Here is a 24,906-nt window from a genome sequence, read left to right on the forward strand (position 1 = left end):
TACGGTGGGAACACCATGAGCGCATCGCAGACCTCGACCTCCGACGTCCCCACTCTCCTTGTCAAGATCTTCGGCAAGGACAGGCCGGGCATCACGGCCGGCCTCTTCGACACCCTCGCCGCCTACTCCGTCGACGTGGTCGACATCGAGCAGGTCGTCACCCGTGGCCGGATCGTGCTGTGCGCCCTCGTGACCATGCCGCCCCGGGGACTCGAAGGGGACCTGCGGGCGACCGTGCACAGCTGGGCCGAGTCGATGAAGATGCAGGCGGAGATCATCTCCGGCCGGGGTGACAACCGTCCGCGCGGCCTCGGCCGTTCCCTGGTCACCGTGCTCGGCCACCCGCTCACGTCGGAGTCGACGGCCGCGATCGCCGCCCGGATCACCAAGGCCGGCGGCAACATCGACCGTATCTTCCGGCTGGCCAAGTACCCCGTGACTGCGGTCGAGTTCGCGGTGTCCGGCGTGGAGACCGAGCCGCTGCGCACCGCGCTGGTGACCGACGCGGCGGCGCTCGGCGTCGACGTGGCGGTCGTCGCGGCGGGGCTGCACCGGCGCGCGCAGCGCCTGGTGGTCATGGACGTGGACTCGACGCTCATCCAGGACGAGGTGATCGAGCTCTTCGCCGCGCACGCCGGCTGTGAGGACAAGGTCGCCGAGGTGACGGCGGCCGCGATGCGCGGGGAGCTGGACTTCGAGCAGTCACTGCACGCGCGGGTGGCGCTGCTTGCGGGTCTGGACGCGTCGGTGGTGGACAAGGTGCGCAGCGAGGTGCGGCTGACGCCGGGCGCGCGCACCCTGATCCGCACGCTGAAACGACTCGGCTACCAGGTGGGGGTCGTCTCGGGCGGATTCACCCAGGTCACCGACGATCTCAAGGAGCGGCTGGGGCTGGACTTCGCCCAGGCCAACACGCTGGAGATCGTCGACGGCAGGCTGACCGGCCGGGTCACCGGCGAGATCGTGGACCGGGCGGGCAAGGCGCGGCTGCTGCGCCGGTTCGCGGTCGAGGCGGGCGTACCTCTGTCGCAGACCGTGGCGGTCGGCGACGGCGCCAACGACCTGGACATGCTGAACGCGGCCGGCCTCGGGGTGGCCTTCAACGCCAAGCCGGTGGTGCGCGAGGCGGCGCACACGGCGGTGAACTTCCCCTTCCTGGACACGGTCCTGTATCTGCTGGGCGTCACCCGCGAAGAGGTCGAGGCGGCGGACAAGCTGGACGAGCGGCGGGCCTGAGCGGAGCGCCCACCGCCGACAGGGGGCCCGGCACCGCTGCGGTGCCGGGCCCCGTCGCACGGGTCACGCGGGTCCGGTCAGTCGGACGGCGCCCAGTAGTCGAGCAGGGTGGCCGCGCCGGGCTCCAGGCTCTTCCAGGAGCCGGTGTAGGACAGCAGCGCGAAGGCGGCGGCCGGGAAGCCCCGGTGGCTCATCCGCTCACGGGAGTCGTCGTCGGCCGTGCCGGACAGGATGTCGGCGAGCCCCTGCACGCCGGGGTTGTGGCCGACCAGGAGGATGTTCTGCGCGTCGTCGGGGGTCTCGTTGAGCAGGGCGATCAGCTCGCCGGGCGAGGCCTCGTAGATCCGCTCCTCATAGACGGTTTTCGGCCGCTGCGGGAACTCCTGGACGGCGATCTTCCAGGTCTCGCGAGTGCGGGTGGCCGTGGAGCACAGGGCCAGGTCGAAGGGGATGGCGGTGTCGGCCAGCCTGCGTCCGGCCTCTGCCGCCTCCTTCCGGCCCCGATCGGCGAGCGGCCGCTCGTGGTCGGTCATCTGTGGCCAGTCGGCTTTCGCATGCCGGAAGAGGACAATCGTGCGGGGTTCTGCGACGCTCATGGCCCCAGCTTCGCATGAAACAGGCCAGGGGGCGCAGGTAGTTGACGGGCGGCTTCCGCCCGTGCTCAGCGGCTGAGCAGCTGCTGTGCGCGCTCGAAGAGATGGTCGATGGCCGGGTTGCCGGCGGCCGCGTGCGCGTCCGTCGGGTTCAGTATCAGCGTCAGCAGCGCGATGAAGGCGAGCGTGGGCAGGGCGAGGGCCCACCAGGGCAGCCGCATGTCGACGCGGCCCCGGTGTGCCGGGTGGGGCCGGGTGTGCGTGTGGGCCGACATGAGTGCCTCCGCGCGTCTTGGAGTAGGCCGGGTCCGATGGTCCGTGGTGCGCGAGGGGCGGTCGGTGATCCGCCTGTCCCGCTCACATCCGAAGGTACGGAATCCGCGGCCCTCAACCCATCCGGAGATCCACCCACTTGACCCTGACCCTTGCCCCCTAGGGGGATGGGGGGTTAGCCCCACCATCCCCCTAGGGGGTGAGGGTCACGGCGGGGTGCTCAGGGCGAGGCGATCGTCGCGATGATGCCGATCACGATGAAGATCGCGAAGAAGGCGCCGAAGACGAGCAGCATCTTCTTCTGGCTGTGCTGGGGGTTCGGATCGAGCACTGGCATGCGGCAAGTCTCGCACCCGCTGTCCGGGCCGGGCGCCCCGGGGTGAGGGCCAGACGCTCCCGGGGCCGTGTGAGGGCCGGGCTCAGCGGGCCGCCTCCTCCTCCACCGTGCGGTCGCGGCCCGCCCGGACGCCGACCAGCATCTGCGGGATCATCAGCACGGTCATGAGCGTGAGCGGCAGGCCCCAGCCACCGCTGTGCTGGTAGAGCACGCCCACCAGGATCGGCCCCGGGATGGAGATCAGGTAGCCGGTGCTCTGTGCGAACGCCGACAGCTGGGCCACTCCCACGCCGGTCCTGGCCCGCATCCCGACCATGGTGAGCGCCAGCGGGAAGGCGCAGTTGGCGACGCCGAGCAGCAGGGCCCAGGCCCAGGCGCCGCCGGCCGGCGCGAAGTACAGGCCGGCGTACCCGGCCAGTCCGCAGGCGCTCAGCACGAGCACGATGGGGCCCTGGCGCGGCAGCCGCGTGGCCAGGCGCGGGATGACGAAGGCCAGCGGCACGCCCATCACCATCGTGACGGCGAGCAGGAGTCCGGCCGTGCTCGCGGGCACACCCGCGTCCCGGAAGATCTGCGGCATCCAGCCCATGGTGATGTAGGCGGCGGTGGCCTGGAGCCCGAAGAACACGGCGAGCGCCCAGGCGGTACGGCTCCGGGTGATCCGCAGCGCGGGCGCCTCCCCACGCGCGCGGGCACCGGTTCCGGTCGCACGGCCCTCGGCGCGCGCGTCGGCGAGGCGCCGCTCCCGTACGAACGGGATCCACGGCAGTACGGCCGCTGCCGCCAGGACCGCCCAGACCGCGAGCCCGCTCTGCCAGTGGCCGCCCAGGGCGTCGGTCACGGGAACGGTCACCGCGGCCGCGGCGGCGGTGCCCAGGGCCATGGCCATCGAGTACAGGCCGGTCATGGAGCCGACCCGGTCCGGGAACCAGCGCTTGACGATGACCGGCATCAGGACGTTGCTGACCGCGATGCCCATGAGCGCGAGCGCGCTGGCGGCCAGGAAACCGAGCGTGCCGCCGGCGTACGGCCGTATGAGCAGGCCGACGGTGATGGCCACCATGCCGACGCACACCACCGCGCCGGGGCCGAAGCGGCGGGCGAGGCGCGGGGCCATGACGCCGAAGACGGCGAAGCACAGCGTCGGCACCGAGGTGAGCAGCCCGGCCACGCTGGCGCTCATGCCGAGCCCGTCGCGGACCTCTTCGAGGAGCGCGCCGAGGCTGGTGATGGCGGGGCGGAGGTTCAGCGCGGACAGCACGATGCCGGCCACGAGCAGGCGCATCGTCCACGCGCGCGTGGGGGCGGCCACGGGCGCCTGGGGCATCGGGGCCTCCTCCGCCGCCCGGTCCGGGGCGCGTTCGGTCGTGGGTGTCGTCGTCCGGGTTTCCTCGCCAGTCATGCCGACCATCATAGAATCATGGGATGATTGGTTGTCCATTCCCGGGTTACCCGGTCCCGCCCGCCGCGTGCGAAGGTGTGCCATGCCTCTGAGCCATCCCCGCCGTTCGGCGCTGTCCGAGCAGGTCATCGCCGCGCTGCGGCACCAGATCACCTCGGGCGAGTGGCCGGTCGGCTCCCGCATCCCGACGGAGCCGGAGCTGGTCGAGCAGCTCGGCGTCGCCCGCAACACGGTCCGTGAGGCCGTCCGCGCGCTCTCCCACAACGGCCTGCTGGACATCCGCCAGGGCTCCGGCACGTACGTCGTGGCCACCAGCGAGCTGGCCGGGGTGATGCACCGCCGCTTCGCCGGCGCCGACCCGCGGCACATCGCCGAGCTGCGCGCCACGCTGGAGTCGGGCGCCGCCAGGCTGGCCGCCGAGCGGCGCACGGAGAAGGACCTCAAGCAGCTCGACGCGCTGCTGGTGCGGCGCGAGGAGGCCTGGGAGTCGGGCGACACGGAGGCCTTCGTGGCGGCGGACGCGACGTTCCACCTGGCGGTGGTGGCCGCCTCCCACAACGACGCGATGACCGCGATGTACGCGGACCTGGGCGAGGTGCTGCGGGACTGGCTGCGCGAGGACGTCGGCGAGGAGCTGACGCCGGAGACGTACATGGACCACACGCGCCTGGTCGACGCGATCCGCGCAGGCGACGCTGACACGGCCGCCGCGGAGGCCGCCAGCTACCCGTTCCTGTGCCGCCCCGGACGCCTCAAAGGGGCCGCTTCTCGTGGCTGATCCACACCGAGCGCACCTCTTTCCAGCAGCGCCCGGTGAGCCGCACCGTCTGCGCGGGCCCGGCGTCGAGCGGGGCGCCGTCGTTGTCGAGGTCCCACCAGCGGTCGCACTCGATGTGCAGGCGGACCCGGTCGGTCCGGGGATAGGGGTTGTGGCAGTAGGCGGTCACCCCGGATCCGCTGACGCGGACGTGGCATCCCGCGCCGAACGGCTCCGGCGCGGCGGGATGCCGTACCTCCACGCGCGCGTGCGGCATCGCGTCGTACGGCAGGGAAAGCACCAGGGCGACGGCGACGGTCACTGAGGCCAGGCGGCGGGACAGGCGCACAAGGGGGACCTCCTCGGCCGAGCTGGGGAGGGAATCGCGCGGTGAACGCTCAGTCCAGAGTGCGCAGTTGTCGTCCGGGTCCGCCCGGCTGATTAGCCCGAACGGGCGACGCCCCGCTCCCCGCGCGCGGGGAGGCGCAGGGCACCGGCGACGCTGAGGGAACCACACGCCGGGAGGGGGCCACGACAGGCGGCAGACGCGCGAGGGCCCGCGCCCGGACGGACGCGGGCCCTCGGTCGCCGGTCAGGCCGTCGCGGCGGCGGTCACGCGCCGATGGCGTGCAGTCCGCCGTCCACGTGGATGATCTCGCCGGTGGTCTTGGGGAACCAGTCGCTCAGCAGGGCGACGATGCCGCGGCCGGCCGGCTCCGGGTCCGCCAGGTCCCACTCCAGCGGGGAGCGACTGTCCCACACGGAGGCCAGCTCGCTGAAACCAGGGATGGACTTGGCTGCCATCGAGCCGATGGGGCCGGCCGAGATCAGGTTGCAGCGGATGCTCTGCTTGCCCAGGTCGCGCGCCATGTAGCGGCTGGTGGCCTCCAAGGCGGCCTTGGCCGGGCCCATCCAGTCGTACTGCGGCCAGGCGTACTGGGCGTCGAAGGTCAGGCCGACGACGGAACCGCCGTTCTGCATCAGCGGCAGACAGGCCATGGTGAGCGACTTCAGGGAGTACGCCGAGACGTGCATGGCCGTGGCGACGGACTCGAACGGCGCGTTGAGGAAGTTGCCGCCGAGGGCGTCCTGCGGCGCGAAGCCGATGGAGTGCACGACGCCGTCGAGGCCGCCGAGCTCCTCGCCGACGAGGTCCGCGAGGCGCCCGAGGTGCTCGTCGTTGGTCACGTCGAGCTCGATGACCTTGGTGGGCTTGGGCAGCTTCCTGGCGATGCGCTCGGTCAGCGTGGGCCGCGGGAACGCGGTCAGGATGATCTCGGCGCCCTGCTCCTGGGCCAGCTTGGCGGCGTGGAAGGCGATGGAGGACTCCGTCAGCACACCGGTGATCAGGACGCGCTTGCCCTCGAGGATTCCGCTCATGGTGATCAGTGACCCATTCCCAGTCCGCCGTCAACGGGGATGACGGCTCCAGTGATGTACGAGGCGTCGTCGGAGGCCAGGAACCGCACGGTCGCGGCGATCTCCTCCGGCTTCGCGTACCGGCCGAGCGGCACCTGCGACACGATGCCGGCGCGCTGCTCGTCGGTGAGCACCTTGGTCATGTCGGTGTCGACGAAGCCGGGAGCGACGACGTTGAAGGTGATGTTGCGCGAGCCCAGCTCACGGGCGAGCGAGCGGGCGAAGCCGACCAGGCCTGCCTTGGAGGCGGCGTAGTTCGCCTGCCCCGGCGAGCCGTACAGCCCGACGACCGACGAAATGAGGACGACGCGGCCCTTCTTGGCGCGCAGCATGCCCCGGTTGGCGCGCTTGACGACCCGGAAGGTGCCGGTGAGGTTGGTGTCGACGACCGAGGTGAAGTCCTCCTCGGACATGCGCATCAGGAGCTGGTCCTTGGTGACGCCGGCATTGGCGATCAGCACCTCGACCGGGCCGTGCTCGGCCTCGATCTCCTTGTAGGCCTGCTCCACCTGCTCGGGGTCGGTGATGTCGCACTTGACAGCGAGGAAGCCGGCCGGCGGCTCGCCCGAGCGGTACGTGACCGCGACCTTGTCGCCGGCGTCGGCGAAAGCGCGGGCGATGGCGAGGCCGATGCCCCGGTTGCCTCCGGTGACGAGAACCGAGCGGCTCAACGGATCACCCTTTCGATAGCGGTGTATACCCGCCCGGGCACCTGGACGACAGGCGGCGATGACAGGCGGCTTCCCTCGAAAACCTATCGGTCTGGGCCCGCCCGCGGACATTCGGGCACCCACAGTGGCTTACGGGGCTCACTGTCGGATTCCTACAGTCGGTGGTCCAGGTCAGTCCGCAGCGCCGGGGGCGTGGGGGGGCAGTCCGGCCTAGCGGGCCGCGTCGAGCATTCGCTTGTCGTACGTGATGAGGCAGTCGAGTGCCTCGCCGATCGTCAGGGCACTCGCCACGTGGATGGCATCGAGGGAGCGCAGGGTGACCGGAATGGGTCGCGGGCGGAGCCGAGTAGGGGCGGAAACGTGTGGTCCACGCACGGGTCGACGCGACATGATGCGCAGCAACCACAGGTCACACAACAGGGAGAGACCTCGGTGCCTCATACCATCGACGAAGCCTTCACGGCCCTACCCCTACGTGCCCTCGCCGACGCCGCGCTCGCACGCGCGCGTGCGCTGGGGGCCGAGCACGCGGACTTCCGGTTCGAGCGGGTGCGCAACGCGTCCTGGCGGCTGAGGGACGCAAAGCCCGCCGGGTCGTCGGACACCACCGACCTCGGGTACGCCGTGCGAGTCGTGCACGGCAGTACGTGGGGCTTCGCGTCCGGCGTGGACCTGAGCCTGGACGCCGCGGCCAAGGTCGCCTCGCAGGCCGTGGCGATGGCGAAGCTGTCCGCGCAGGTGATAAAGGCGGCCGGGTCGGACGAGCGGGTGGAGCTGGCCGACGAGCCCGTGCACGCCGACAAGACGTGGATCTCGTCGTACGAGATCGATCCGTTCACGGTGCCCGACGTGGAGAAGGCCGGGCTGATGGCGGAGTGGAGCGCGCGGCTGCTGGCGGCCGACGGGGTCGATCATGTCGACGCCTCGCTGCTCACCGTGCATGAGAACAAGTTCTACGCCGACACGGCCGGGACCGTGACCACGCAGCAGCGGGTGCGCCTGCATCCGGTGTTCACGGCCGTGTCGGTGGACGAGTCGAGCGGCGAGTTCGAATCGATGCGCACGATCGCGCCACCCGTCGGACGCGGCTGGGAGTACCTGCGGGGCACCGGCTGGGACTGGGACGGCGAGCTGGAGCGGATCCCCGAGCTGCTCGCCGAGAAGATGCGCGCGCCGAGCGTGGAGCCGGGCCTGTACGACCTGGTCGTGGACCCGTCCAACCTGTGGCTGACGATCCACGAGTCCATCGGGCACGCGACGGAACTGGACCGCGCGCTCGGCTACGAGGCCGCGTACGCGGGGACCTCCTTCGCGACCTTCGACCAGATCGGCAAGCTGAAGTACGGCTCGGAGCTGATGAACGTCACCGGTGACCGCACCGCCGAGCACGGCCTCGCGACCGTCGGGTACGACGACGAGGGCGTCGAGGCGCAGTCCTGGGACCTGGTGAAGGACGGCACGCTGGTCGGCTACCAGCTGGACCGGCGGATCGCGAAGCTGACCGGGTTCGAGCGGTCCAACGGGTGCGCGTACGCGGATTCGCCGGGGCACGTGCCGGTGCAGCGCATGGCCAACGTGTCGTTGCGGCCGGATCCGGCCGGGATGTCGACCGCGGACCTGATCGGCGGGGTCGACCGGGGGATCTACGTCGTCGGGGACCGGTCGTGGTCCATCGACATGCAGCGCTACAACTTCCAGTTCACCGGGCAGCGCTTCTTCAGGATCGAGAACGGGCGGCTCGCCGGGCAGCTGCGGGACGTCGCCTACCAGGCGACGACCACCGACTTCTGGGGCTCCATGGCCGCCCTCGGGGGTCCGCAGACGTACGTCCTGGGCGGCGCGTTCAACTGCGGCAAGGCGCAGCCGGGGCAGGTCGCGGCGGTCTCGCACGGGTGCCCGTCCGCCCTGTTCAAGGGAGTCAACATCCTCAACACGACGCAGGAGGCCGGTCGATGAGCGCGCGTGTGCCTGACGGCATTACTTCGTTGACGAGCAAGCCGCACGAGATCGTCGAGCGGGCCCTGGAGCTGTCCCGGGCGGACGGGTGTGTCGTCATCGCCGACGAGCACTCGACCGCCAATCTGCGCTGGGCGGGCAACGCCCTGACCACCAACGGTGTCACGCGCGGGCGCACGCTCACCGTGGTCGCGACGGTCGACGGCAAGGAGGGCACGGCCTCGGGGGTCGTGTCACGGTCGGCCGTGACCGCCGACGAGCTGGAGCCGCTCGTCCGGGCCGCCGAGGCCGCCGCGCGCGGTGCCGGGCCCGCCGAGGACGCGCAGCCGCTGGTCGACGGCGTGGCGCAGTCGCCCGAGTTCACGGAGGCGCCCGCCGAGACCTCGTCGGCGGTGTTCGCCGACTTCGCGCCGGCGCTCGGTGAGGCCTTCGCACGCGCGCGTGCGGGCGGTCGGGAGTTGTACGGCTTCGCCAACCACGAGCTGGTGTCGACGTACGTGGGCACGTCGGCGGGGCTGCGGCTGCGGCACGACCAGCCGGGCGGGACGCTGGAGCTGAACGCCAAGTCGCCGGACCGCACCCGGTCGGCGTGGGCGGGCCGGTCGACCCGGGACTTCAAGGACGTCGACCCGGCCGCGCTGGACGCGGAGCTGGCCGTACGGCTGGGCTGGGCCGAGCGGCGGGTCGAGCTGCCCGCGGGCCGCTACGAGACGCTGCTGCCGCCGACCGCGGTCGCGGACCTGCTGATCTACCAGCTGTGGTCGGCGTCGGGCCGGGACGCGGCCGAGGGGCGCACGGTGTTCTCCAAGCCGGGCGGCGGCACCCGCGTGGGCGAGAAGCTGACCGAGCTGCCGCTGACCCTGCGCAGCGACCCGGACGAGCCGGGCCTGGAGTCGGCGCCGTTCGTGATCGCGCACTCCTCCGGGGGCGATCAGTCGGTGTTCGACAACGGCCTGCCGCTCACGGCGACCGACTGGGTGCGCGAGGGCCGGCTGACGCATCTGACGACCAGCAGGCACAGCGCGGGCCTGACCGGGCTGCCGGTGGCGCCGGGGATCGACAACCTGATCCTGGACGGCGGCGAGGACCGCTCCCTGGGCGAGATGGTCACCGGTACCGAGCGCGGGTTGCTGCTGACCTGCCTCTGGTACATCCGCGAGGTCGACCCGGCCACCCTGCTGCTCACCGGCCTGACCCGGGACGGCGTTTACCTGGTCGAGAACGGCGAGGTGACCGGCGAGGTGAACAACTTCCGGTTCAACGAGTCGCCGGTGGGCCTGCTGGGCCGGGCGACGGAGGCGGGCCGTACGGAGATGACGCTGCCGCGGGAGTGGGGCGACTGGTTCACCAGGGCGGCGATGCCGGCGCTGCGGGTACCGGATTTCAATATGAGCTCTGTCAGTCGGGGCGTATAACCTCGTAGGCGTTCGCGGTCGGCTGCCATCCGACCGGCCGAAGATCACCGAGGAGACACGAGAACCGTGACGGACATCGTCGACGAGCTGAAGTGGCGCGGGCTGTTCGCCCTGTCCACTGACGAGGACGCTTTGCGCAAGGCGCTCGCGGACGGTCCCGTCACGTTTTATTGCGGTTTCGACCCGACGGCGCCGTCGTTGCACGTGGGGCACCTGGTGCAGGTGCTCACCGTGCGTCGGCTCCAGCAGGCAGGCCACCGGCCGCTGGCGCTGGTCGGCGGGGCCACGGGCCTGATCGGCGACCCGCGCCCGACGGCGGAGCGCACGCTGAACGACCCGGAGACGGTCAAGGGCTGGGTGGAGAAGCTGCGCCGCCAGATCGAGCCGTTCCTGTCCTTCGAGGGTGAGAACGCCGCGGTCATGGTCAACAACCTCGACTGGACCGAGGGCCTGTCGGCGATCGAGTTCCTGCGGGACATCGGTAAGCACTTCCGCGTCAACAAAATGCTTACGAAAGACTCCGTCGCCCGGCGCCTGGAGTCCTCCGAGGGCGTCAGCTACACGGAGTTCAGCTACCAGATCCTGCAGGGCATGGACTTCCTCCAGCTGTACCGCCGGTACGGCTGCACGTTCCAGCAGGGCGGCAGCGACCAGTGGGGCAACCTCACGGCAGGCCTGGACCTGATCCACAAGCTGGAGCCGCACGCCGACGTGCACGCCTACGCCACGCCGCTGATGACTAAGGCGGACGGCACCAAGATCGGCAAGACCGAGGGCGGGGCCGTCTGGCTCGACCCGGAGATGACGACGCCGTACGCGTTCTACCAGTTCTGGCTGAACGTGGACGACCGGGACATCTCGCGGTACATGCGCATCCTGTCCTTCAGGTCCCGTGCGGAGCTGGAGGAGCTGGAGCAGCAGACCGAGGAGCGCCCGCAGGCCCGGGCCGCGCAGCGGGCGCTGGCCGAGGAGCTGACCACGCTGGTGCACGGCGCCGACCAGACGGCCGCAGTGATCGCCGCGTCACGGGCCCTGTTCGGCCAGGGCGAGCTGGCGGAGCTGGACGAGCGGACCCTGGACGCCGCCCTGTCCGAGGTGCCGCACATCCAGGTGACCGAGCTCGGCCCGGTCGTGGACCTGTTCGCAGAGGTCGGCCTGGTGCCCAGCAAGTCGGCGGCACGCCGCACGGTCAAGGAGGGCGGCGCGTACGTGAACAACGCCAAGGTCGCCGCCGAGGACGCGGTCCCCGGCAAGGAGGACCTGCTGCACGAGCGCTGGCTGGTGCTGCGCCGGGGCAAGAAGAACCTGGCGGCGGTGGAGGTCACCAGCGGCTGAAGCAGGCGTACAGCGGCCCTGCGGACGTACGAGAGGGGCGGTCTCGGTGCCGGAGGCCGTCCCGTCAGGCTCTCCGCCTTTTACCCCGGACCGCCATGTACGCCCTGTCGCCGAGGCCGACGAGGATGACCGCGGCCACCAGCTGGAATGCGTGGCGCCACCAGTCGATGCCCGACGTCGCATCGACACCGGCCGCCCGTGCGACCGCGTTGCCGCCGATCGCACCGAGCATGCCCAGGATTGTGGTCAGCCACAGCGGGATGTGCTGTTTGCCCGGGATAACCGCCTTGGCGATCAGACCGAGCACGAGTCCCACGATGATCGCCCACAACCAGCCCATGGCTGCCTCCTCGTCCGGCTCGACGTGCGCACTACGGCCAGTGTGGGACCGTCCGCCCTGCGGCGCATGCCGGGGCGGGGCCATCCGACGGACCCCCGACTACACAGGACGGCGCAGGTCGTTCGCCCGGGCGGCAGGGGCCCCGGTCTCGTAGGCGGCGCAGGTGCGGCGTAACGTGGAACCTGTCCGGGTTCGGTTTCCCCGACCGGCCGCGGACGGGTTGCGGGGCGGGGCGGGTCCGATACGGGCGGATGGTGGAATGTGATGCGGAAGCTGCACGGCGGTGACAACACCCAGGTTTTCCGGATCACCGGAGCCCGGGCCGGACTACACGAAGATGTGCGCGGACGGCAGCGCCGGTATGTCATCTCGATGTCCATCCGCACGGTCTCGGTGATCCTCGCGGCCACACTCTGGAATGTCGAACGGCACGTGGCGATCGTGGCGTTGGTGCTCGGTGCGGTGCTCCCCTACATCGCCGTGGTGATCGCCAACGCGGGGCGCGAAAACGCGCCGTCTCTGCCGTCGACGTTCGTGACGGCGCCGACGCCGCCGATGATCGCGCCGCCGCGGACGAATGACGGTACGGCTGAATCAGTCCCGGAAGATGCGGCGTCGGACCCGGCGCCGGGCGTACGAAGCGAGCCGCACGAGCGGTCGTGACTGCCGGAAAACGGTCACAAGCGGAAGCCAGCTCCCCGCCAAGCTCAGGAAAAGCTCAGATCAATCATGTTGTTCCGGTGCCGGGGGGCGGGTCGGCCGTGACATACTTCGTACGCGCTCCGCATCCCCCGTCGGAGCGACGGACCGACGCCGGGCAGCTCCCCCCGTGGCTGCTCGGCGTCGCCTTTTGTGTAGACCTGTGAGACGAAGCTGTGAGTGACACGATCTGTTCTGCCAAGGGTTGTCGGGCCGGCGCCGTGTGGGTGCTGGCGTGGAACAACCCGAAGATTCATACGCCGGAGCGGCGTAAGACGTGGGTGGCGTGCGAGGAGCACCGGGAGCATTTGTCCCAGTTTCTTGGGATGCGGGGGTTTTTGAAGGATGTTGTGCTGCTGGAGGAGTGGGAAGCGCGGGGGGTTTGAGGGCCGGTTCGGGGTGGCTTGGGCCGGTCGTCGACTGCCTCGCCGTCGTGGCTGGTCGCGCCCACGCGGCGGAGCCGCCTGTCGATACAGCCCCGCGCCCCTCAGGGGGTTGCCCTAACCGCCGATCGCTGACATGGGGCGGTCGGGCTGGATGAACGTCGGGTCGTCGAGGCCCGCGCCTGCCTTCTTGCCCCACATGGCCAGCTTCCAGACGCGGGCTATCTCCTCGTCGGGGGCGCCGTTGCGGAGGGCGGCGCGTAGGTCCGTTTCCTCCGTGGCGAACAGGCACGTGCGTATCTGGCCGTCGGCGGTGAGGCGGGTGCGGTCGCAGGCCGCGCAGAACGGGCGGGTGACCGTGGCGATGACCCCGACGCGGTGCGGGCCGCCGTCGACGAGCCAGCGCTCGGCCGGAGCGGAGCCGCGTGCCTCGTCGCCCTCGGGGGTCAGCTCGAAGCGGGTGCGCAGGGAGGTCAGGATGTCCCCGGCGGTGATCATGCCCTCGCGCTTCCAGCCGTGCTGGGCGTCCAGCGGCATCTGCTCGATGAAGCGCAGCTCGAAGTCGTGCTCGACGGCCCAGGCCAGCAGGTCCGGAGCCTCGTCGTCGTTCAGCCCCGGCATCAGGACCGAGTTGATCTTCACGGGGGTCAGGCCGGCCTCGCGGGCGGCGTGCAGGCCGTCGACGACGTCCTTGTGGCGGTCGCGGCGGGTGAGGGCCTTGAAGACGTCGGGGCGGAGGGTGTCCAGTGAGACGTTCACCCGGTCCAGGCCCGCCGCCTTCAGAGCGGCCGCCGTGCGCCCCAGGCCGATGCCGTTGGTGGTCAGCGACATCTGGGGGCGCGGCTCGAGGGCCGCAACGCGCTCGACTATGCCGGGCAGGCCGGGGCGCAGCAGGGGCTCGCCGCCGGTGAAGCGGACCTCCTCGATGCCGAGGCAGGTCACGGCGATGTCGATCAGGCGGACGATCTCGTCGTCCGTGAGGAGGTCGGGCTTGGCCAGCCACTGCAGGCCCTCCTCGGGCATGCAGTACGTGCACCGCAGATTGCAGCGGTCCGTGAGCGAGACCCTCAGATCGGTTGCCACTCGGCCGTAGGTGTCGATGAGCACTGGGGCCCCCTCCCTCGACGCGGATCGACGCGGAGCACATCTCCTCCACACCTGCGAGCCTACGTGACCCCACTGACAACTCCACAGCCCCGATCCCCACGAGGCAGGGCACGGCCCCGTCGTAGAGAGCTACGACGGGGCCGTGTGGAGGTGATGCTCAGTGGGCGCCGGTGCCGGTCAGGGACCGGACCTCCAGCTCCGCGTACTTCTTGGTGTCGGGCTCCTCCTTGGACAGGACCGTGCCGAGCCAGCCCATGAGGAAGCCGAACGGAATGGAGATGATGCCCGGGTTCTTCAGCGGGAACCAGGCGAAGTCGACCTCGGGGAACATCGCCTTGGGGTCGCCGGAGACGACGGGCGAGAACAGCACCAGGCCGACGGCGACGATGAGGCCGCCGTAGATCGACCACAGCGCGCCCTGGGTGGTGAACCGCTTCCAGAACAGGCTGTAGAGGATGGTCGGCAGGTTGGCGGAGGCCGCGACCGCGAAGGCCAGGGCGACCAGGCCGGCGACGTTCAGGTCGCGGGCGAGGGCGCCCAGCAGGATGGAGACGGCGCCGATGCCGATGGTGGCCAGCCGGGCCGCCCGGACCTCCTCCTTCTCGCTGGCCTTGCCCTTCTTGATGACGTTCGCGTAGATGTCGTGCGCGAACGACGAGGACGAGGCCAGGGTCAGGCCGGCGACCACCGCGAGGATCGTCGCGAAGGCCACCGCCGAGATGGTGGCGAGCAGGATCGCGCCCCAGGCCGAGTCGACGCCGCCCAGATGCAGGGCGAGCAGTGGTGCGGCGGTGTTGCCGGACGGGTTGGAGGCGATGATCTCGTCCTGGGAGATCAGTGCAGCGGCGCCGAAGCCGAGCGCGATGGTCATCAGGTAGAAGCCGCCGATGATGCCGATCGCCCAGTTCACGGACTTCCGGGCGGCCTTGGCGTTGGGCACCGTGTAGAAGCGGATCAGGATGTGCGGCAGGCCGGCGGTGCCGAGCACCAGGGCGATGCCGAGAGAGATGAAGTCCAGCTTGGAGGTGCCGCTCCCACCGTAGTTGAGGCCGGGCTCCAGGAAGGCGGCGCCCTTGCCGCTGTTCTCGGCGGCCTTGCCGAGCAGGTCGGAGATGTTGAAGTTGAACTTCAGCAGCACCAGGAAGGTGATCAGGATCGTGCCGCTGATGAGCAGCACGGCCTTGACCATCTGGACCCAGGTGGTGCCCTTCATGCCGCCGATGGAGACGTACACGATCATCAGGACGCCGACCAGGGCGACGATGAGGACCTTACCGGCGTCGGAGGTGATGCCGAGCAGCAGCGAGACCAGGACGCCGGCGCCCGCCATCTGGGCCAGCAGGTAGAAGATCGACACGACGATGGTCGACGTACCGGCGGCCGTGCGCACCGGGCGCTGGCGCATCCGGTAGGCGAGGACGTCACCCATGGTGTAGCGGCCGGAGTTCCTGAGCGGCTCGGCGACCAGGAGCAGGGCGACCAGCCAGGCGACCAGGAAGCCGATGGAGTACAGGAAGCCGTCGTAACCGAAGAGGGCGATGGCGCCCGCGATGCCGAGGAAGGACGCGGCGGACATGTAGTCGCCGGAGACGGCCAGGCCGTTCTGGAAGGCGCTGAACTGGCGGCCGCCGGCATAGAAGTCGGCGGCGTCCTTGGTCTGGCGGCCCGCCCAGACGGTGATGCCCAGGGTCGCGAGAACGAACAGGGCGAACAGGGTAATGATCAGCGGGCGGTGCTCGCTGGCCTCGTTGGCGGCCAGGACACTCTGCTGCGCGATGTTCATGCGCCGCCCTCCATCCGGGACTTGATCGCCTGGGCCTTGGGGTCGAGCTTGGCGTTGGCGTGTCGCTCGTACCACCAGGCGATGAGGAACGTGGTGACGAACTGGGCGATTCCGAACACGAACGCCACGTTGATGTTGCCGAACAGCTTGGCGCCCATGAAGTCGCCCGCGTAGTTCGACAGCAGCACGTACAGCAGGTACCAGGCGATGAAGGCGACGGTCAGCGGAAAGGCGAAGGAGCGGTAGGAGCGGCGCAGTTCACCGAACTCCGCGCTCTCCTGCACCTCGGCGAACTCCTCGGGTGAGGGGAGTTTGTGTTGCTCTTTCGAGGGGGGCGGTGCGTCGGTGGACACGGAGTCTCCTCGCGTTGCGGATACGGTTCACAAAGGGACGGGGCGAGTGTCCTCGCGCTCCCTGCTCAAGGGCACGGCGCCACGCGAGGACCGGTTCAACTGCCCGCCCTTCTTTCCGAAGACGTTTCGGCAAAACATTGCTGGCCAGCGAGAGCGCAGGATAGCTTCAGCGTGCACAACTCGTCATGTACCTGCCCGGGCCCACCTGTGTCCCGGGCAGGCTCCGTTTCCGGATGATGTGGGGATCCCATGACTCATCTGCGCTCCAGACGCCGGCTCGCGCTCGCCGTGCCCGTCGCGCTGTCCCTGACCGCCTCGCTCGGCTTCCTGCCCGCGGCCGCGTCCGCCGCCCCGCGCGCGGAGGCCGCCGTCCAGGCCGACGCGCCCCGGCTGGCGTACGTCGTCAACACCAAGGCGGACCGGCGCACGATCGCCTCCGTCACCAAGGCGATAGCCGCGGCCGGCGGCACCGTCGTGGTCACCTACGACAAGATCGGCGTCATCGTCGTCCACTCGGCGAACCCCGACTTCGCCCAGCGGATACGCACCGCGCGCGGAGTCCAGTCGGCGGGCGCCACGCGCACCGCGCCGCTGACGCCCGCGGGGACCACGGAGCAGGGCGCGGCCCAGCTCCTGTCCAAGGCGCAGGCCGCCCGGACCGCGAGCGTCTCCGCCGCCTCCGAGGGCAGCGAGCCCCTGGAGGCCGACCAGTGGGACCTGCGCGCGATCGGCGCCGACAAGGCCGCGAAGATCAACCCGGGCAGCCGCAAGGTGACGGTCGCCGTGATCGACACGGGCGTCGACGACACCCACCCCGACCTCGCGCCGAACTTCTCCGCGTCCCAGTCCGCCAACTGCGCCGGCGGCAAGGCGGACACCCGCGCGGGCGCCTGGCGGCCGTACACCCCGCAGGACTACCACGGCACGCACGTGGCCGGTGAGATCGCCGCGGCCCGCAACGGCGTCGGCGTCGCCGGTGTCGCCCCCGGCGTGAAGATCGCCGGCATCAACGTGACCGACCGGGACAACGGCCTCTTCTACCCGGAGAGCGTCGTGTGCGCCTTCGTGTTCGCCGCCGACCACGGCGTCGAGATCACGAACAACAGCTACTACGTCGATCCGTGGCTGTACAACTGCATGGACGATCCGGACCAGCGCGCCATCGTCGACGCGGTCAACAGGGCGCAGCTGTACGCCCAGAAGAAGGGCCTCCTGAACGTCGCTTCGGCGGGCAACTCCAACCACGACCTGGACTCCGACGCGATCGTCGACGACTCCAGCCCGGACGACTCCACGCCGGTCGAGCGGACCATCGACCCGCACGAGTGCTTCGACGTGCCGACCCAGCTGCCGGGCGTGGTCACGGTCAGCGCGACGGGCGTGAACAGCCTCAAGTCGTACTACTCGACGTACGGCAAGGGCGTCGTCGACGTCGCGGCGCCGGGCGGCGACCGGCGCTACCAGATCCCGGACACGCCGTCGAAGAACGGCGGCATCCTGTCCACGATGCCGGAGGGCGCGTACGGCTATCTGCAGGGCACGTCGATGGCCGCGCCGCACGCGTCCGGCGTCGCCGCGCTGCTGAAGTCCAAGTACCCGTGGGCGACTCCGGGCCAGTTGCAGGCGCTGCTGAAGGCCCAGGCGGACAACCCCGGCTGCCCCGCGTCGTACGACCAGGACGGCGACGGCACGCAGGACGCGCAGTGCGAGGGCGGCAAGCGGGTCAACGGCTTCTACGGCTTCGGCATCGTCAACGCCCTGCGGGCAGTGAAGTAACCCGCGCCGGCGGGGCCTTGAGCCCCGCACCCGGGGGGTATGCAGCCCCTCCAGGGCATCCCGGACCGTGTCCGGTACATCCCGCACTCGGTCCGCTCGTACCGCGAACGAACTGGAGACCATATGACAGCGCCTCACCAGCGCTATCGTCGCGCCATCGCGATCCCGGTCGGTATGGCCATGGCCACGGCCCTCGCCGTCCTGCCGAACGCCACGGCCGCGGCCGCGGAGACGCCCGCCGCGCCCGCCGCCGACGCGAGCTCGTTCAGCTACGTCGTCAACGTCCGCCCCGGCCACGGCACTTCGGCACAGGTGAAGAAGGCCGTCGGCAAGGCGGGCGGCACGGTCGTGACGTCGTACGACCAGATCGGCGTCATCGTCGCCCACTCGGCGAACCCGGACTTCGCCAAGGACATGCGCAGGGTGCGGGGCGTGGAGTCGGCCGGCGCCACCCGCACCGCGCCGCTGCCCGCCCAGTCGACGACCGATGTGGGCACGCCGAAGGTGCTGGGCGCGGACGAGGTCGCCGCCGCCGAAGCCGCAGGCGGACAGGACCCGTTGGAGCCCCAGCAGTGGGACCTGCCCGCCATCAAGGCGGACCAGGCGCACAAGAAGTCGCTCGGCAGCTCGAAGGTGACCGTCGCCGTGCTCGACACCGGCGTCGACGACACCCACCCCGACCTCGCCCCGAACTTCGACCGCGAGGCGTCCGTCAACTGCGTCTCGGGCAAGCCGAACACGACCGACGGGGCTTGGCGGCCCGGCCCGGACGAGAGCGCGCACGGCACGCACGTGGCGGGCGAGATCGCGGCCGCGAAGAACGGTATCGGCATGACGGGCGTCGCGCCCGGCGTGAAGGTGTCCGGGATCAAGGTGTCCAACCCGGACGGCTTCTTCTACACGGAGGCCGTCGTCTGCGGCTTCGTCTGGGCGGCCGAGCACGGCGTCGACGTGACCAACAACAGCTACTACACGGACCCGTGGTACTTCAACTGCAAGGATGACCCGGACCAGCAGGCGCTGGTGGAAGCCCTCACCAGGGCCACGCGGTACGCGGAGCGCAAGGGCGCGGTCAACGTCGCCGCGGCCGGCAACGAGAACTACGACTTCGCCGAAGACGAGATCACCGACCCGGTCTCCCCGAACGACTCGACGCCCACCGAGCGGATCGTGGACCCGTCCGAGTGCTACGACATCCCGACCCAGCTGCCGGGTGTCGTCACGGTCGCGGCGACCGGCGCCAAGGGCATCAAGTCGTCCTTCTCCAACTACGGCCGCGGCTTCATCGACATCGCCGCGCCGGGCGGGGACTCGACGTCGTACCAGAAGCCGGAGCCTCCGGCGACCAACGGTCGGATCCTGGGCACGCTGCCCGGCGGCAAGTGGGGGTACATGGCCGGTACGTCGATGGCGTCGCCGCATGTCGCGGGCGTCGCCGCCCTGATCAAGTCGACGCACCCGTACGCGCCGCCGGCCATGGTGAAGGCTCTGCTGTACGCCGAGGCCGACGCCGTGCCGTGCACGGACCCGTACGACATCGACGGTGACGGCAAGGTCGACGCCGTGTGCGAGGGCCCGAAGAACCGCAACGGTTTCTACGGGTGGGGTATGGCGGACGCGCTGGACGCGGTGACCAGGTAGGTCCGTCAAAGGTCGACCCCGTCAAAGGTCGATCCCGTCAAAGGTCAGAGGGTGCGGGAGGGTGCGCTTCGGGCGCGCCCTCCCGCACCGCGTTCAACGCGTGCACGGTCACCCCACGGCGCAATGCAGGGGCCTCATCGGCGGACGGCGGGCGCCGGCTTCGTCGCGGCCCCGCGAAGGGGAGTCAGTTCGTACAGCGCCGTGTAGATGGCGACGATCGGGATCTTCCAGACGAAGTAGAAGAAGAGGCTGCCGACTCCCATGGTGATGCTCGTCGCGGCGTCCTTCACCTCCTAGCCCGCCGCGTCCTCGTCGGGATGGAGGCGGACGCTGATCATCTCGACCACGGTGAGCAGCACGAAGGCGGGTATCGACCACAGCACGACATCGGGCAGGTTCGGCATGGGAGAACCGTAAGGCCGGACACGCTGCCTGAGGGAGCGTCGCAAGGGCGGACGCTGACACCTGACGGACGGCGGTGTCAGTCGTGGCCCGTATCCTCAGGGACCATGCTCGAAGACCTCACGACCGCAGCGTCCTCTCCCACGTCGTGGCCGGCCGCGTATCCCCAGGGATACGCGGTCGTTGACGTGGAGACCACGGGCCTGGCCCGGGACGACCGGATCATCTCCGCGGCCGTCTACCGGCTGGACGCGCGCGGCGAGGTCGAGGACCACTGGTACACGCTGGTCAACCCGGAGCGGGACCCGGGCCCGGTATGGATCCACGGTCTGACGAGCGACACGCTGAACAGCGCGCCCCTCTTCCAGGACATCGCCGAGGAGTTCTCGGCCCGGCTGGCGGACCGGGTGCTCGTCGCGCACAACGCCGTCTTCGACTGGCAGATGATCGCCCGGGAGTACGCGCGCGCGAAGCGCGAGGCGCCGGTGCGGCATCGGCTGTGCACCATCGCGCTCTCCAAGGCGCTTGACCTGCCGCTGCCCAACTACAAGCTGGAGACGCTGGCCGCGCACTTCGGCGTCGTCCAGCGGCGGGCGCACCACGCGCTGGACGACGCGCGCGTGCTGGCGGAGGCGTTCCGGCCCAGCCTGCGCGCCGCGGCGGCGGGGGGCGTACGGCTGCCGCTGCACGAGTGCCGGCCGCTGACCGAGTGGGCGGAGCGGCCGGCGCCGCGGATCGGGCAGCAGGCGGGGTACGGCGGCTACCGGGCCGGCAGTTGGCGCCCCTCCCGCAAGCGGCCGGCGTGCCCGTATCCCAACCCCGGTCGCTACGAAGAGGGCAAAAGACTCAAACAGGGCATGCGGGTAGCTTTCTCCGGCGACACGTCGGTGGAACGTGAGCTGCTGGAGGACCGGGCAATCGAGGCCGGGCTCCACGTGGCCACCAGCATCTCGCGGGTGACCAGCCTGCTCGTCACCAACGACCCGGACTCGGGCACGTCCAAGGTGGTCAAGGCCCGGCAGTTCGGGACGCCGATCGTCGACGAGGCGGCGTTCGGGCAGCTGCTCGGGGATGTCGAGCTCGCCGAGGACAAGGGTGCGCCGGCGTCGCGGGGCCGGCGCTGACGAGCGTGCGCCGGCGTCGCGGGGGTGACCGTACGGACGGGTGACTGCCGGGCGAGTCGCCCGGCAACCGCTCGCTCGGGCCGCGCCGGCCTGTGGCGCATGGCGAGCTGTCACCTTCTCGGCCGCGAGCGACCAAGCTTGTGCGCTCGGCGGCTCAACCCTCGTCGCGCTCCTCGGCCACCGCCGGCTGCGGTATCGGGGTCGCATCCGGCAGGCCGGTTCGTGCCTTCAAAGGGCTCGCGGACCGGCCCCGCCGGCTCAGCGGACCTCACCCCCCTGGGAACACCCCACGGCCCGAGAGGTACCGTCGTGGGGTGTACCGCTTCCTGTTGTCCCGGCAGTGGGTGATCCTCACGCTGATCGCCCTGCTTCTCATCCCCACGATGATCAGGCTGGGCTTCTGGCAGATGCACCGCTACGAGGAGCGCACCGCCCGGAACCAGCTGGTCATCGACGCGCTGGCCGCCAAGCCGGTCCCCGTGGAGAAGCTGACCTCTCCCGGTCACACCGTCACCACCGACGAGCGGTACCGCACCGTGACCGCCAAGGGTCGCTTCGACACGGAGGACGAGGTCGTCGTCCGCCGCCGCACCAACTCCGACGACGAGGTCGGCTACCACGTGCTGACCCCCTTCGTCCTGCACGACGGCAAGGTTCTGCTGGTCAACCGGGGCTGGATCCCCGCGGACAGCCCGAGCCAGACCACGTTCCCGAGGATTCCCGCACCGCCCCGCGGCGAGGTCACCGTGACGGGACGGCTGATGCCGGACGAGACGACCCAGGCGAGCGGCATCAAGGACCTCAAGGGGCTGCCGGACCGGCAGATCATGCTGATCAACAGCGAGCAGGAGGCGCGGCGCCTCGGCATGCAGGTGCTCGGCGGCTACATCGCGCAGACGGCGCCCGAGCCCAGGGGCGACACCCCGGAGCTGCTCAGCGACCCCGGCATGGAGGACGCCGCGCTCAACTACGCGTACGCCTTCCAGTGGTGGCTGTTCGCCGCGGCCGTCCCGGTCGGCTGGGTCGTCCTCGCCCGCCGTGAGGCGCGGGAACGGGCGGAGGCGGCGGCGAAGAAGACGGAGCCGACGGAGACGGAACCGGCTGCGGTGTAGGCCCACGGCCTTCTGCCCGCCGCGACGCCTTTCATCGGCGGCAACGCCTGCCATCCGCCGCAACGGCGAGCAACCACGACGGCGTGTTCCGGCGGGTGCCGAACCCACCGAGCTCCCGGGGGCCCACCCTCACATCACTCCCCCGGCCGCACCCACGATTGCCCCACGGCACCCCGGGAACCCGGAACTCCATGCATCCCCGCATCGAGGACTACGCCCTCATCGGCGACGAGCAGACCGCTGCCCTGGTCGGCGCGGACGGCTCCGTCGACTGGCTGTGCCTCCCCCGCTTCGACTCCCCCGCCTGCTTCGCCAAGCTGCTCGGCGACGAGGAGAACGGCCACTGGCGCATCGCCCCCGCTGGAGCCGAGCGCTGCGCCCGGCGCGCCTACCGTCCCGGCACCCTCGTCCTCGACACCGAGTGGGAGACCGACCAGGGCAGTGTCCGCGTCACCGACCTGATGCCGCAGCGCGACCGCGCCCCCGACCTCGTACGCATCGTCGAGGGCCTCGGCGGCGAGGTCACCGTCCGCAGCATGCTCCGTCTGCGCTTCGACTACGGCTCGATCACCCCCTGGACGCGCAGAGCGGACGCCCACCGCGTCGCCGTCGCCGGCCCCGACTCGACCTGGCTGCGCAGCGAGCCCGCCGTCCGCACCTGGGGGGAAGACTTCTGCACCCACTCGGAGTTCACCGTCACCGAGGGCGAGAAGGTCGCGTTCGTCCTCACGTGGCACCCCTCGCACCAGCGGCGCCCGCCACTCGTCGACCCGCACGAGTCACTGCGCAGCAGCGTCGCGGACTGGCAGAGCTGGTCGTCCCGCTGCACCTACGACGGCCCGTACCGGGACGCCGTACTCCGCTCCCTGATCACCCTGAAGGCACTCACCTACGCGCCGACGGGCGGCATCGTCGCGGCGCCCACCACCTCGCTGCCCGAGGAGCCGGGCGGCGTGCGCAACTGGGACTACCGCCACTGCTGGCTGCGCGACTCCACCCTCACCCTCGGCGCCCTGCTGGCGGCCGGCTACCAGGAGGAGGCCGAGGCCTGGCGCGACTGGCTGCTGCGCGCGGTCGCGGGCGACCCGGCGGACCTGCAGATCATGTACGGACTGGGGGGCGAGCGACGCCTGCCCGAGTTCGAGGTGCCGTGGCTGTCCGGGTTCGCCGAGTCAACGCCCGTACGGATCGGAAACGATGCCGTGAACCAGTTCCAGCTGGACGTGTACGGCGAGGTCATGGACACGCTGTCGCTGGCCCGGGCCTCGGGCCTGCCCGTGAAGCCCCAGATGTGGGCGATCCAGGGTGCCCTGATGGACTTTCTGCGCACCGCGTGGCGGCAGCCGGACGAGGGGCTGTGGGAGGTCCGCGGCGGGCGCCGGCAATTCGTGCACTCCAAGGTGATGACGTGGGTGGCCGCCGACCGGGCGGTGCGCACGCTGGAGAAGAACCCCGAGCTGCCCGGCGACCTGGACGGCTGGCGCGCGCTGCGCGACGAGGTGCACCGCGAGGTGTGCGAGAAGGGCTACGACCCGAAGCGGAAGACCTTCACGCAGTCCTACGGCTCGCGCGAGCTGGACGCCGCGCTGCTGCTCATCCCGCGCGTGGGGTTCCTGCCGCCGGACGACCCGCGCGTGATGGGCACCATCGACGCGATCCGCAAGGAACTCAGCCACGCCGGGTTCCTGCGCCGCTACACCCAGGACGAGACGGTCGTGGACGGGCTGCCGGGCAAGGAGGGCACGTTCCTGGTGTGCTCGTTCTGGCTCGCGCACGCCCTGCACGCGACGGGCCGTACGGAGGAGGCCCGCGAGCTGTTCGAACGGCTCGTGGGGCTCACCAACGACGTGGGTCTGCTGGCCGAGGAGTACGACCCGGTGGCCGGCCGCCAGCTCGGCAACTTCCCGCAGGCGTTCAGCCACATCGGCCTCGTGAACACGGCCCTCGCCCTGTACGGGGGCGGCGAGGCAGGATAGGGGCCATGGATCTTGGACTGAAGGACCGGGTGTACGTCGTCACCGGGGCCACTCGCGGGCTGGGGCACGCGGCGGCGCGCGAGCTCGTCGCCGACGGAGCGAAGGTGGTCGTCACCGGGCGGGACGAGAAGAGTGTCGCGCAGGCCGCGGCCGCGCTGGGCCCGAACGCGGCCGGGATGGCCGTGGACAACGCCGACCCCGAGGCACCGGGGCGGCTGATCGCGGCGGCGCGGGAGCGGTTCGGGGGCTTCGACGGGCTGCTCGTGAGCGTCGGGGGGCCGGCGCCGGGGTTTGCCGCCGACAACACGGACGAGCAGTGGCAGGCGGCGTTCGAGTCGGTGTTCCTGGGGGCGGTGCGGCTTGCGCGGGCGGCTACGGCGGAGTTGGGGGCCGGTGGTGTCATCGGGTTCGTGCTGTCCGGGTCGGTGTACGAGCCGATTCCGGGGCTGACGATTTCCAATGGCCTGCGGCCGGGGCTTGCCGGTTTCGCCAAGTCGCTTTCCGACGAGGTGGGTCCGCGGGGTATCCGGGTGGTGGGGGTGCTGCCGGGGCGTATCGATACGGATCGGGTGCGGGAGCTCGATGCGCGGTCCGCGGATCCGGAGGCTGCTCGGGCCGCCAGTGAATCTCGGATTCCGTTGCGTAGGTATGGGACGCCGGAGGAATTCGGGCGGGCTGCTGCGTTTTTGTTGTCTCCGGCGGCTTCTTATCTGACGGGGGTAATGGTGCCGGCCTCGATCATTCACGTGCGCGCGCCGGCCTGGGGTGGTCGGTCGGGGTTGAGGATTCGTCCTGGTTCGTCCTTCGGGTGGTGGT

At 70.7% G+C, this 24,906-nt stretch carries 24 protein-coding genes and 1 pseudogene; 13 read left to right on the plus strand and 12 right to left on the minus strand.

The genetic code is table 11. From position 1 onward, the window contains the following. Positions 1-15 precede the first annotated feature (15 nt). Positions 16-1,236, plus strand: coding sequence for a phosphoserine phosphatase SerB (gene serB / locus H8R17_RS33280; RefSeq protein WP_187826939.1), 1,221 nt, complete (start codon positions 16-18; stop codon positions 1,234-1,236). Positions 1,237-1,313: 77 nt separating this feature from the next. Here serB and H8R17_RS33285 read toward each other — a convergent pair whose 3' ends face one another. The 4 genes from H8R17_RS33285 to H8R17_RS33295 all read right to left on the minus strand — a co-directional run bounded on the left by H8R17_RS33285 (position 1,314) and on the right by H8R17_RS33295 (position 3,853). Then, the gene (locus tag H8R17_RS33285; protein WP_187826940.1) at positions 1,314-1,832 is read right to left on the minus strand and encodes a histidine phosphatase family protein; all 519 of its coding nucleotides are present in this window, start codon (positions 1,830-1,832) and stop codon (positions 1,314-1,316) included. 65 nt (positions 1,833-1,897) lie between these two features. Next, positions 1,898-2,104 carry a hypothetical protein gene (locus H8R17_RS33290; RefSeq protein ID WP_187826941.1) on the minus strand — a complete coding sequence of 69 codons (207 nt, stop codon included), beginning with the start codon at positions 2,102-2,104 and terminating at the stop codon, positions 1,898-1,900. Between the two features lie 218 nt (positions 2,105-2,322). Further along, positions 2,323-2,439: an SGM_5486 family transporter-associated protein gene (locus tag H8R17_RS47670; RefSeq protein ID WP_262505687.1), complete on the minus strand. Its 117-nt coding sequence runs from the start codon at positions 2,437-2,439 to the stop codon at positions 2,323-2,325. Between the two features lie 82 nt (positions 2,440-2,521). Beyond that, a complete protein-coding gene (locus tag H8R17_RS33295; protein WP_187826942.1) occupies positions 2,522-3,853 on the minus strand; it encodes a CynX/NimT family MFS transporter in 1,332 nt (443 codons plus the stop codon). Positions 3,854-3,923: 70 nt separating this feature from the next. Between H8R17_RS33295 and H8R17_RS33300 the strand changes: the two genes are divergently transcribed. Beyond that, positions 3,924-4,619, plus strand: a complete 696-nt coding sequence (locus tag H8R17_RS33300) for a FadR/GntR family transcriptional regulator (RefSeq protein WP_187826943.1) — start codon at positions 3,924-3,926, stop codon at positions 4,617-4,619. Here H8R17_RS33300 and H8R17_RS33305 read toward each other — a convergent pair. The 3 genes from H8R17_RS33305 to fabG form a co-directional block, all read right to left on the minus strand. Continuing rightward, positions 4,594-4,947, minus strand: coding sequence for a hypothetical protein (locus tag H8R17_RS33305; protein WP_187826944.1), 354 nt, complete (start codon positions 4,945-4,947; stop codon positions 4,594-4,596). The two genes, H8R17_RS33300 and H8R17_RS33305, sit on opposite strands and share 26 nt — an antisense overlap. A gap of 263 nt (positions 4,948-5,210) precedes the next feature. After that, the gene (fabI, locus tag H8R17_RS33310; RefSeq protein WP_187826945.1) at positions 5,211-5,978 is read right to left on the minus strand and encodes an enoyl-ACP reductase FabI; all 768 of its coding nucleotides are present in this window, start codon (positions 5,976-5,978) and stop codon (positions 5,211-5,213) included. A 5-nt stretch (positions 5,979-5,983) separates the two neighbouring features. Continuing rightward, complete coding sequence (gene fabG, locus H8R17_RS33315) at positions 5,984-6,688, minus strand: 3-oxoacyl-[acyl-carrier-protein] reductase (protein WP_187826946.1); 705 nt, start codon at positions 6,686-6,688, stop codon at positions 5,984-5,986. A 432-nt stretch (positions 6,689-7,120) separates the two neighbouring features. On the opposite strand from fabG, the gene H8R17_RS33320 reads away from it, so the two are divergent. The 3 genes from H8R17_RS33320 to tyrS all read left to right on the plus strand — a co-directional run bounded on the left by H8R17_RS33320 (position 7,121) and on the right by tyrS (position 11,394). Then, a complete protein-coding gene (locus H8R17_RS33320) occupies positions 7,121-8,644 on the plus strand; it encodes a TldD/PmbA family protein (RefSeq protein ID WP_187826947.1) in 1,524 nt (507 codons plus the stop codon). Next, the gene (locus H8R17_RS33325; RefSeq protein ID WP_223125775.1) at positions 8,641-10,059 is read left to right on the plus strand and encodes a metallopeptidase TldD-related protein; all 1,419 of its coding nucleotides are present in this window, start codon (positions 8,641-8,643) and stop codon (positions 10,057-10,059) included. The genes H8R17_RS33320 and H8R17_RS33325 overlap by 4 nt, the downstream gene beginning before the upstream one ends. Before the next feature lie 66 nt (positions 10,060-10,125). Next, positions 10,126-11,394, plus strand: coding sequence for a tyrosine--tRNA ligase (gene tyrS, locus H8R17_RS33330; RefSeq protein WP_187826948.1), 1,269 nt, complete (start codon positions 10,126-10,128; stop codon positions 11,392-11,394). A 64-nt stretch (positions 11,395-11,458) separates the two neighbouring features. Here the strand turns inward: tyrS and H8R17_RS33335 are convergent, their stop codons facing one another. Beyond that, positions 11,459-11,734 carry a GlsB/YeaQ/YmgE family stress response membrane protein gene (locus H8R17_RS33335; protein WP_187826949.1) on the minus strand — a complete coding sequence of 92 codons (276 nt, stop codon included), beginning with the start codon at positions 11,732-11,734 and terminating at the stop codon, positions 11,459-11,461. A gap of 264 nt (positions 11,735-11,998) precedes the next feature. Here H8R17_RS33335 and H8R17_RS33340 point away from each other — a divergent pair, with 264 nt between their 5' ends. Together H8R17_RS33340 and H8R17_RS48910 are read left to right on the plus strand one after the other, a co-directional pair. Next, positions 11,999-12,397, plus strand: coding sequence for a DUF3099 domain-containing protein (locus H8R17_RS33340; protein ID WP_187826950.1), 399 nt, complete (start codon positions 11,999-12,001; stop codon positions 12,395-12,397). 212 nt (positions 12,398-12,609) lie between these two features. Further along, a complete protein-coding gene (locus H8R17_RS48910; RefSeq protein WP_316959602.1) occupies positions 12,610-12,819 on the plus strand; it encodes a hypothetical protein in 210 nt (69 codons plus the stop codon). A gap of 114 nt (positions 12,820-12,933) precedes the next feature. Here the strand turns inward: H8R17_RS48910 and moaA are convergent, their stop codons facing one another. The 3 genes from moaA to H8R17_RS33355 all read right to left on the minus strand — a co-directional run bounded on the left by moaA (position 12,934) and on the right by H8R17_RS33355 (position 16,059). Next, complete coding sequence (gene moaA / locus H8R17_RS33345) at positions 12,934-13,923, minus strand: GTP 3',8-cyclase MoaA (protein ID WP_316959603.1); 990 nt, start codon at positions 13,921-13,923, stop codon at positions 12,934-12,936. A gap of 157 nt (positions 13,924-14,080) precedes the next feature. Then, positions 14,081-15,706 (minus strand): cation acetate symporter, encoded by a 1,626-nt coding sequence (locus tag H8R17_RS33350; RefSeq protein WP_187826952.1) that lies wholly within the window; start codon positions 15,704-15,706, stop codon positions 14,081-14,083. After that, positions 15,703-16,059 carry a DUF485 domain-containing protein gene (locus tag H8R17_RS33355; RefSeq protein ID WP_187826953.1) on the minus strand — a complete coding sequence of 119 codons (357 nt, stop codon included), beginning with the start codon at positions 16,057-16,059 and terminating at the stop codon, positions 15,703-15,705. Before H8R17_RS33355 ends, H8R17_RS33350 begins: the two co-directional genes overlap by 4 nt. A 249-nt stretch (positions 16,060-16,308) precedes the next feature. On the opposite strand from H8R17_RS33355, the gene H8R17_RS33360 reads away from it, so the two are divergent. Together H8R17_RS33360 and H8R17_RS33365 are read left to right on the plus strand one after the other, a co-directional pair. Next, complete coding sequence (locus tag H8R17_RS33360; protein WP_187826954.1) at positions 16,309-17,835, plus strand: S8 family serine peptidase; 1,527 nt, start codon at positions 16,309-16,311, stop codon at positions 17,833-17,835. 123 nt (positions 17,836-17,958) lie between these two features. Continuing rightward, on the plus strand, positions 17,959-19,476 hold the full coding sequence (locus H8R17_RS33365) for a S8 family serine peptidase (protein WP_187826955.1): 1,518 nt from the start codon (positions 17,959-17,961) through the stop codon (positions 19,474-19,476). 173 nt (positions 19,477-19,649) lie between these two features. Here H8R17_RS33365 and H8R17_RS33370 read toward each other — a convergent pair. Continuing rightward, a pseudogene (locus H8R17_RS33370) lies at positions 19,650-19,880 on the minus strand (sterol desaturase family protein); the annotation flags it as partial. Positions 19,881-19,985: 105 nt separating this feature from the next. Here H8R17_RS33370 and H8R17_RS33375 point away from each other — a divergent pair. The 4 genes from H8R17_RS33375 to H8R17_RS33390 form a co-directional block, all read left to right on the plus strand. Beyond that, entirely contained in the window at positions 19,986-21,002 is a 1,017-nt protein-coding gene (locus tag H8R17_RS33375; RefSeq protein WP_187826956.1) for a DEDDh family exonuclease, read from the plus strand. A 314-nt stretch (positions 21,003-21,316) separates the two neighbouring features. Beyond that, complete coding sequence (locus H8R17_RS33380) at positions 21,317-22,114, plus strand: SURF1 family protein (RefSeq protein ID WP_187826957.1); 798 nt, start codon at positions 21,317-21,319, stop codon at positions 22,112-22,114. A gap of 191 nt (positions 22,115-22,305) precedes the next feature. Next, positions 22,306-24,090, plus strand: a complete 1,785-nt coding sequence (locus tag H8R17_RS33385; protein ID WP_187826958.1) for a glycoside hydrolase family 15 protein — start codon at positions 22,306-22,308, stop codon at positions 24,088-24,090. Between the two features lie 5 nt (positions 24,091-24,095). After that, the coding region (locus tag H8R17_RS33390; protein WP_187826959.1) for an SDR family oxidoreductase at positions 24,096-24,906 on the plus strand (811 nt) is incomplete at its 3' end.

The sequence above is a fragment of the Streptomyces sp. TRM68367 genome (genome assembly GCF_014495685.1).
Taxonomy (GTDB): domain Bacteria; phylum Actinomycetota; class Actinomycetes; order Streptomycetales; family Streptomycetaceae; genus Streptomyces.

Bases quoted from the DNA above. Each gene is read 5' to 3' on its own strand.
- H8R17_RS33285 (WP_187826940.1), bottom strand. From the start codon at position 1,832: ATGAGCGTCGCAGAACCCCGCACGATTGTCCTCTTCCGGCATGCGAAA.
- H8R17_RS33290 (WP_187826941.1), bottom strand. From the start codon at position 2,104: ATGTCGGCCCACACGCACACCCGGCCCCACCCGGCACACCGGGGCCGC.
- H8R17_RS33360 (WP_187826954.1), top strand. From the start codon at position 16,309: ATGACTCATCTGCGCTCCAGACGCCGGCTCGCGCTCGCCGTGCCCGTC.
- H8R17_RS33375 (WP_187826956.1), top strand. From the start codon at position 19,986: ATGCTCGAAGACCTCACGACCGCAGCGTCCTCTCCCACGTCGTGGCCG.
- fabI (WP_187826945.1), bottom strand. From the start codon at position 5,978: ATGAGCGGAATCCTCGAGGGCAAGCGCGTCCTGATCACCGGTGTGCTG.
- H8R17_RS33365 (WP_187826955.1), top strand. From the start codon at position 17,959: ATGACAGCGCCTCACCAGCGCTATCGTCGCGCCATCGCGATCCCGGTC.
- H8R17_RS33295 (WP_187826942.1), bottom strand. From the start codon at position 3,853: ATGATGGTCGGCATGACTGGCGAGGAAACCCGGACGACGACACCCACG.
- serB (WP_187826939.1), top strand. From the start codon at position 16: ATGAGCGCATCGCAGACCTCGACCTCCGACGTCCCCACTCTCCTTGTC.
- H8R17_RS47670 (WP_262505687.1), bottom strand. From the start codon at position 2,439: ATGCCAGTGCTCGATCCGAACCCCCAGCACAGCCAGAAGAAGATGCTG.
- H8R17_RS33340 (WP_187826950.1), top strand. From the start codon at position 11,999: ATGCGGAAGCTGCACGGCGGTGACAACACCCAGGTTTTCCGGATCACC.
- H8R17_RS33385 (WP_187826958.1), top strand. From the start codon at position 22,306: ATGCATCCCCGCATCGAGGACTACGCCCTCATCGGCGACGAGCAGACC.
- H8R17_RS33350 (WP_187826952.1), bottom strand. From the start codon at position 15,706: ATGAACATCGCGCAGCAGAGTGTCCTGGCCGCCAACGAGGCCAGCGAG.
- H8R17_RS33325 (WP_223125775.1), top strand. From the start codon at position 8,641: ATGAGCGCGCGTGTGCCTGACGGCATTACTTCGTTGACGAGCAAGCCG.
- H8R17_RS33300 (WP_187826943.1), top strand. From the start codon at position 3,924: ATGCCTCTGAGCCATCCCCGCCGTTCGGCGCTGTCCGAGCAGGTCATC.
- H8R17_RS33335 (WP_187826949.1), bottom strand. From the start codon at position 11,734: ATGGGCTGGTTGTGGGCGATCATCGTGGGACTCGTGCTCGGTCTGATC.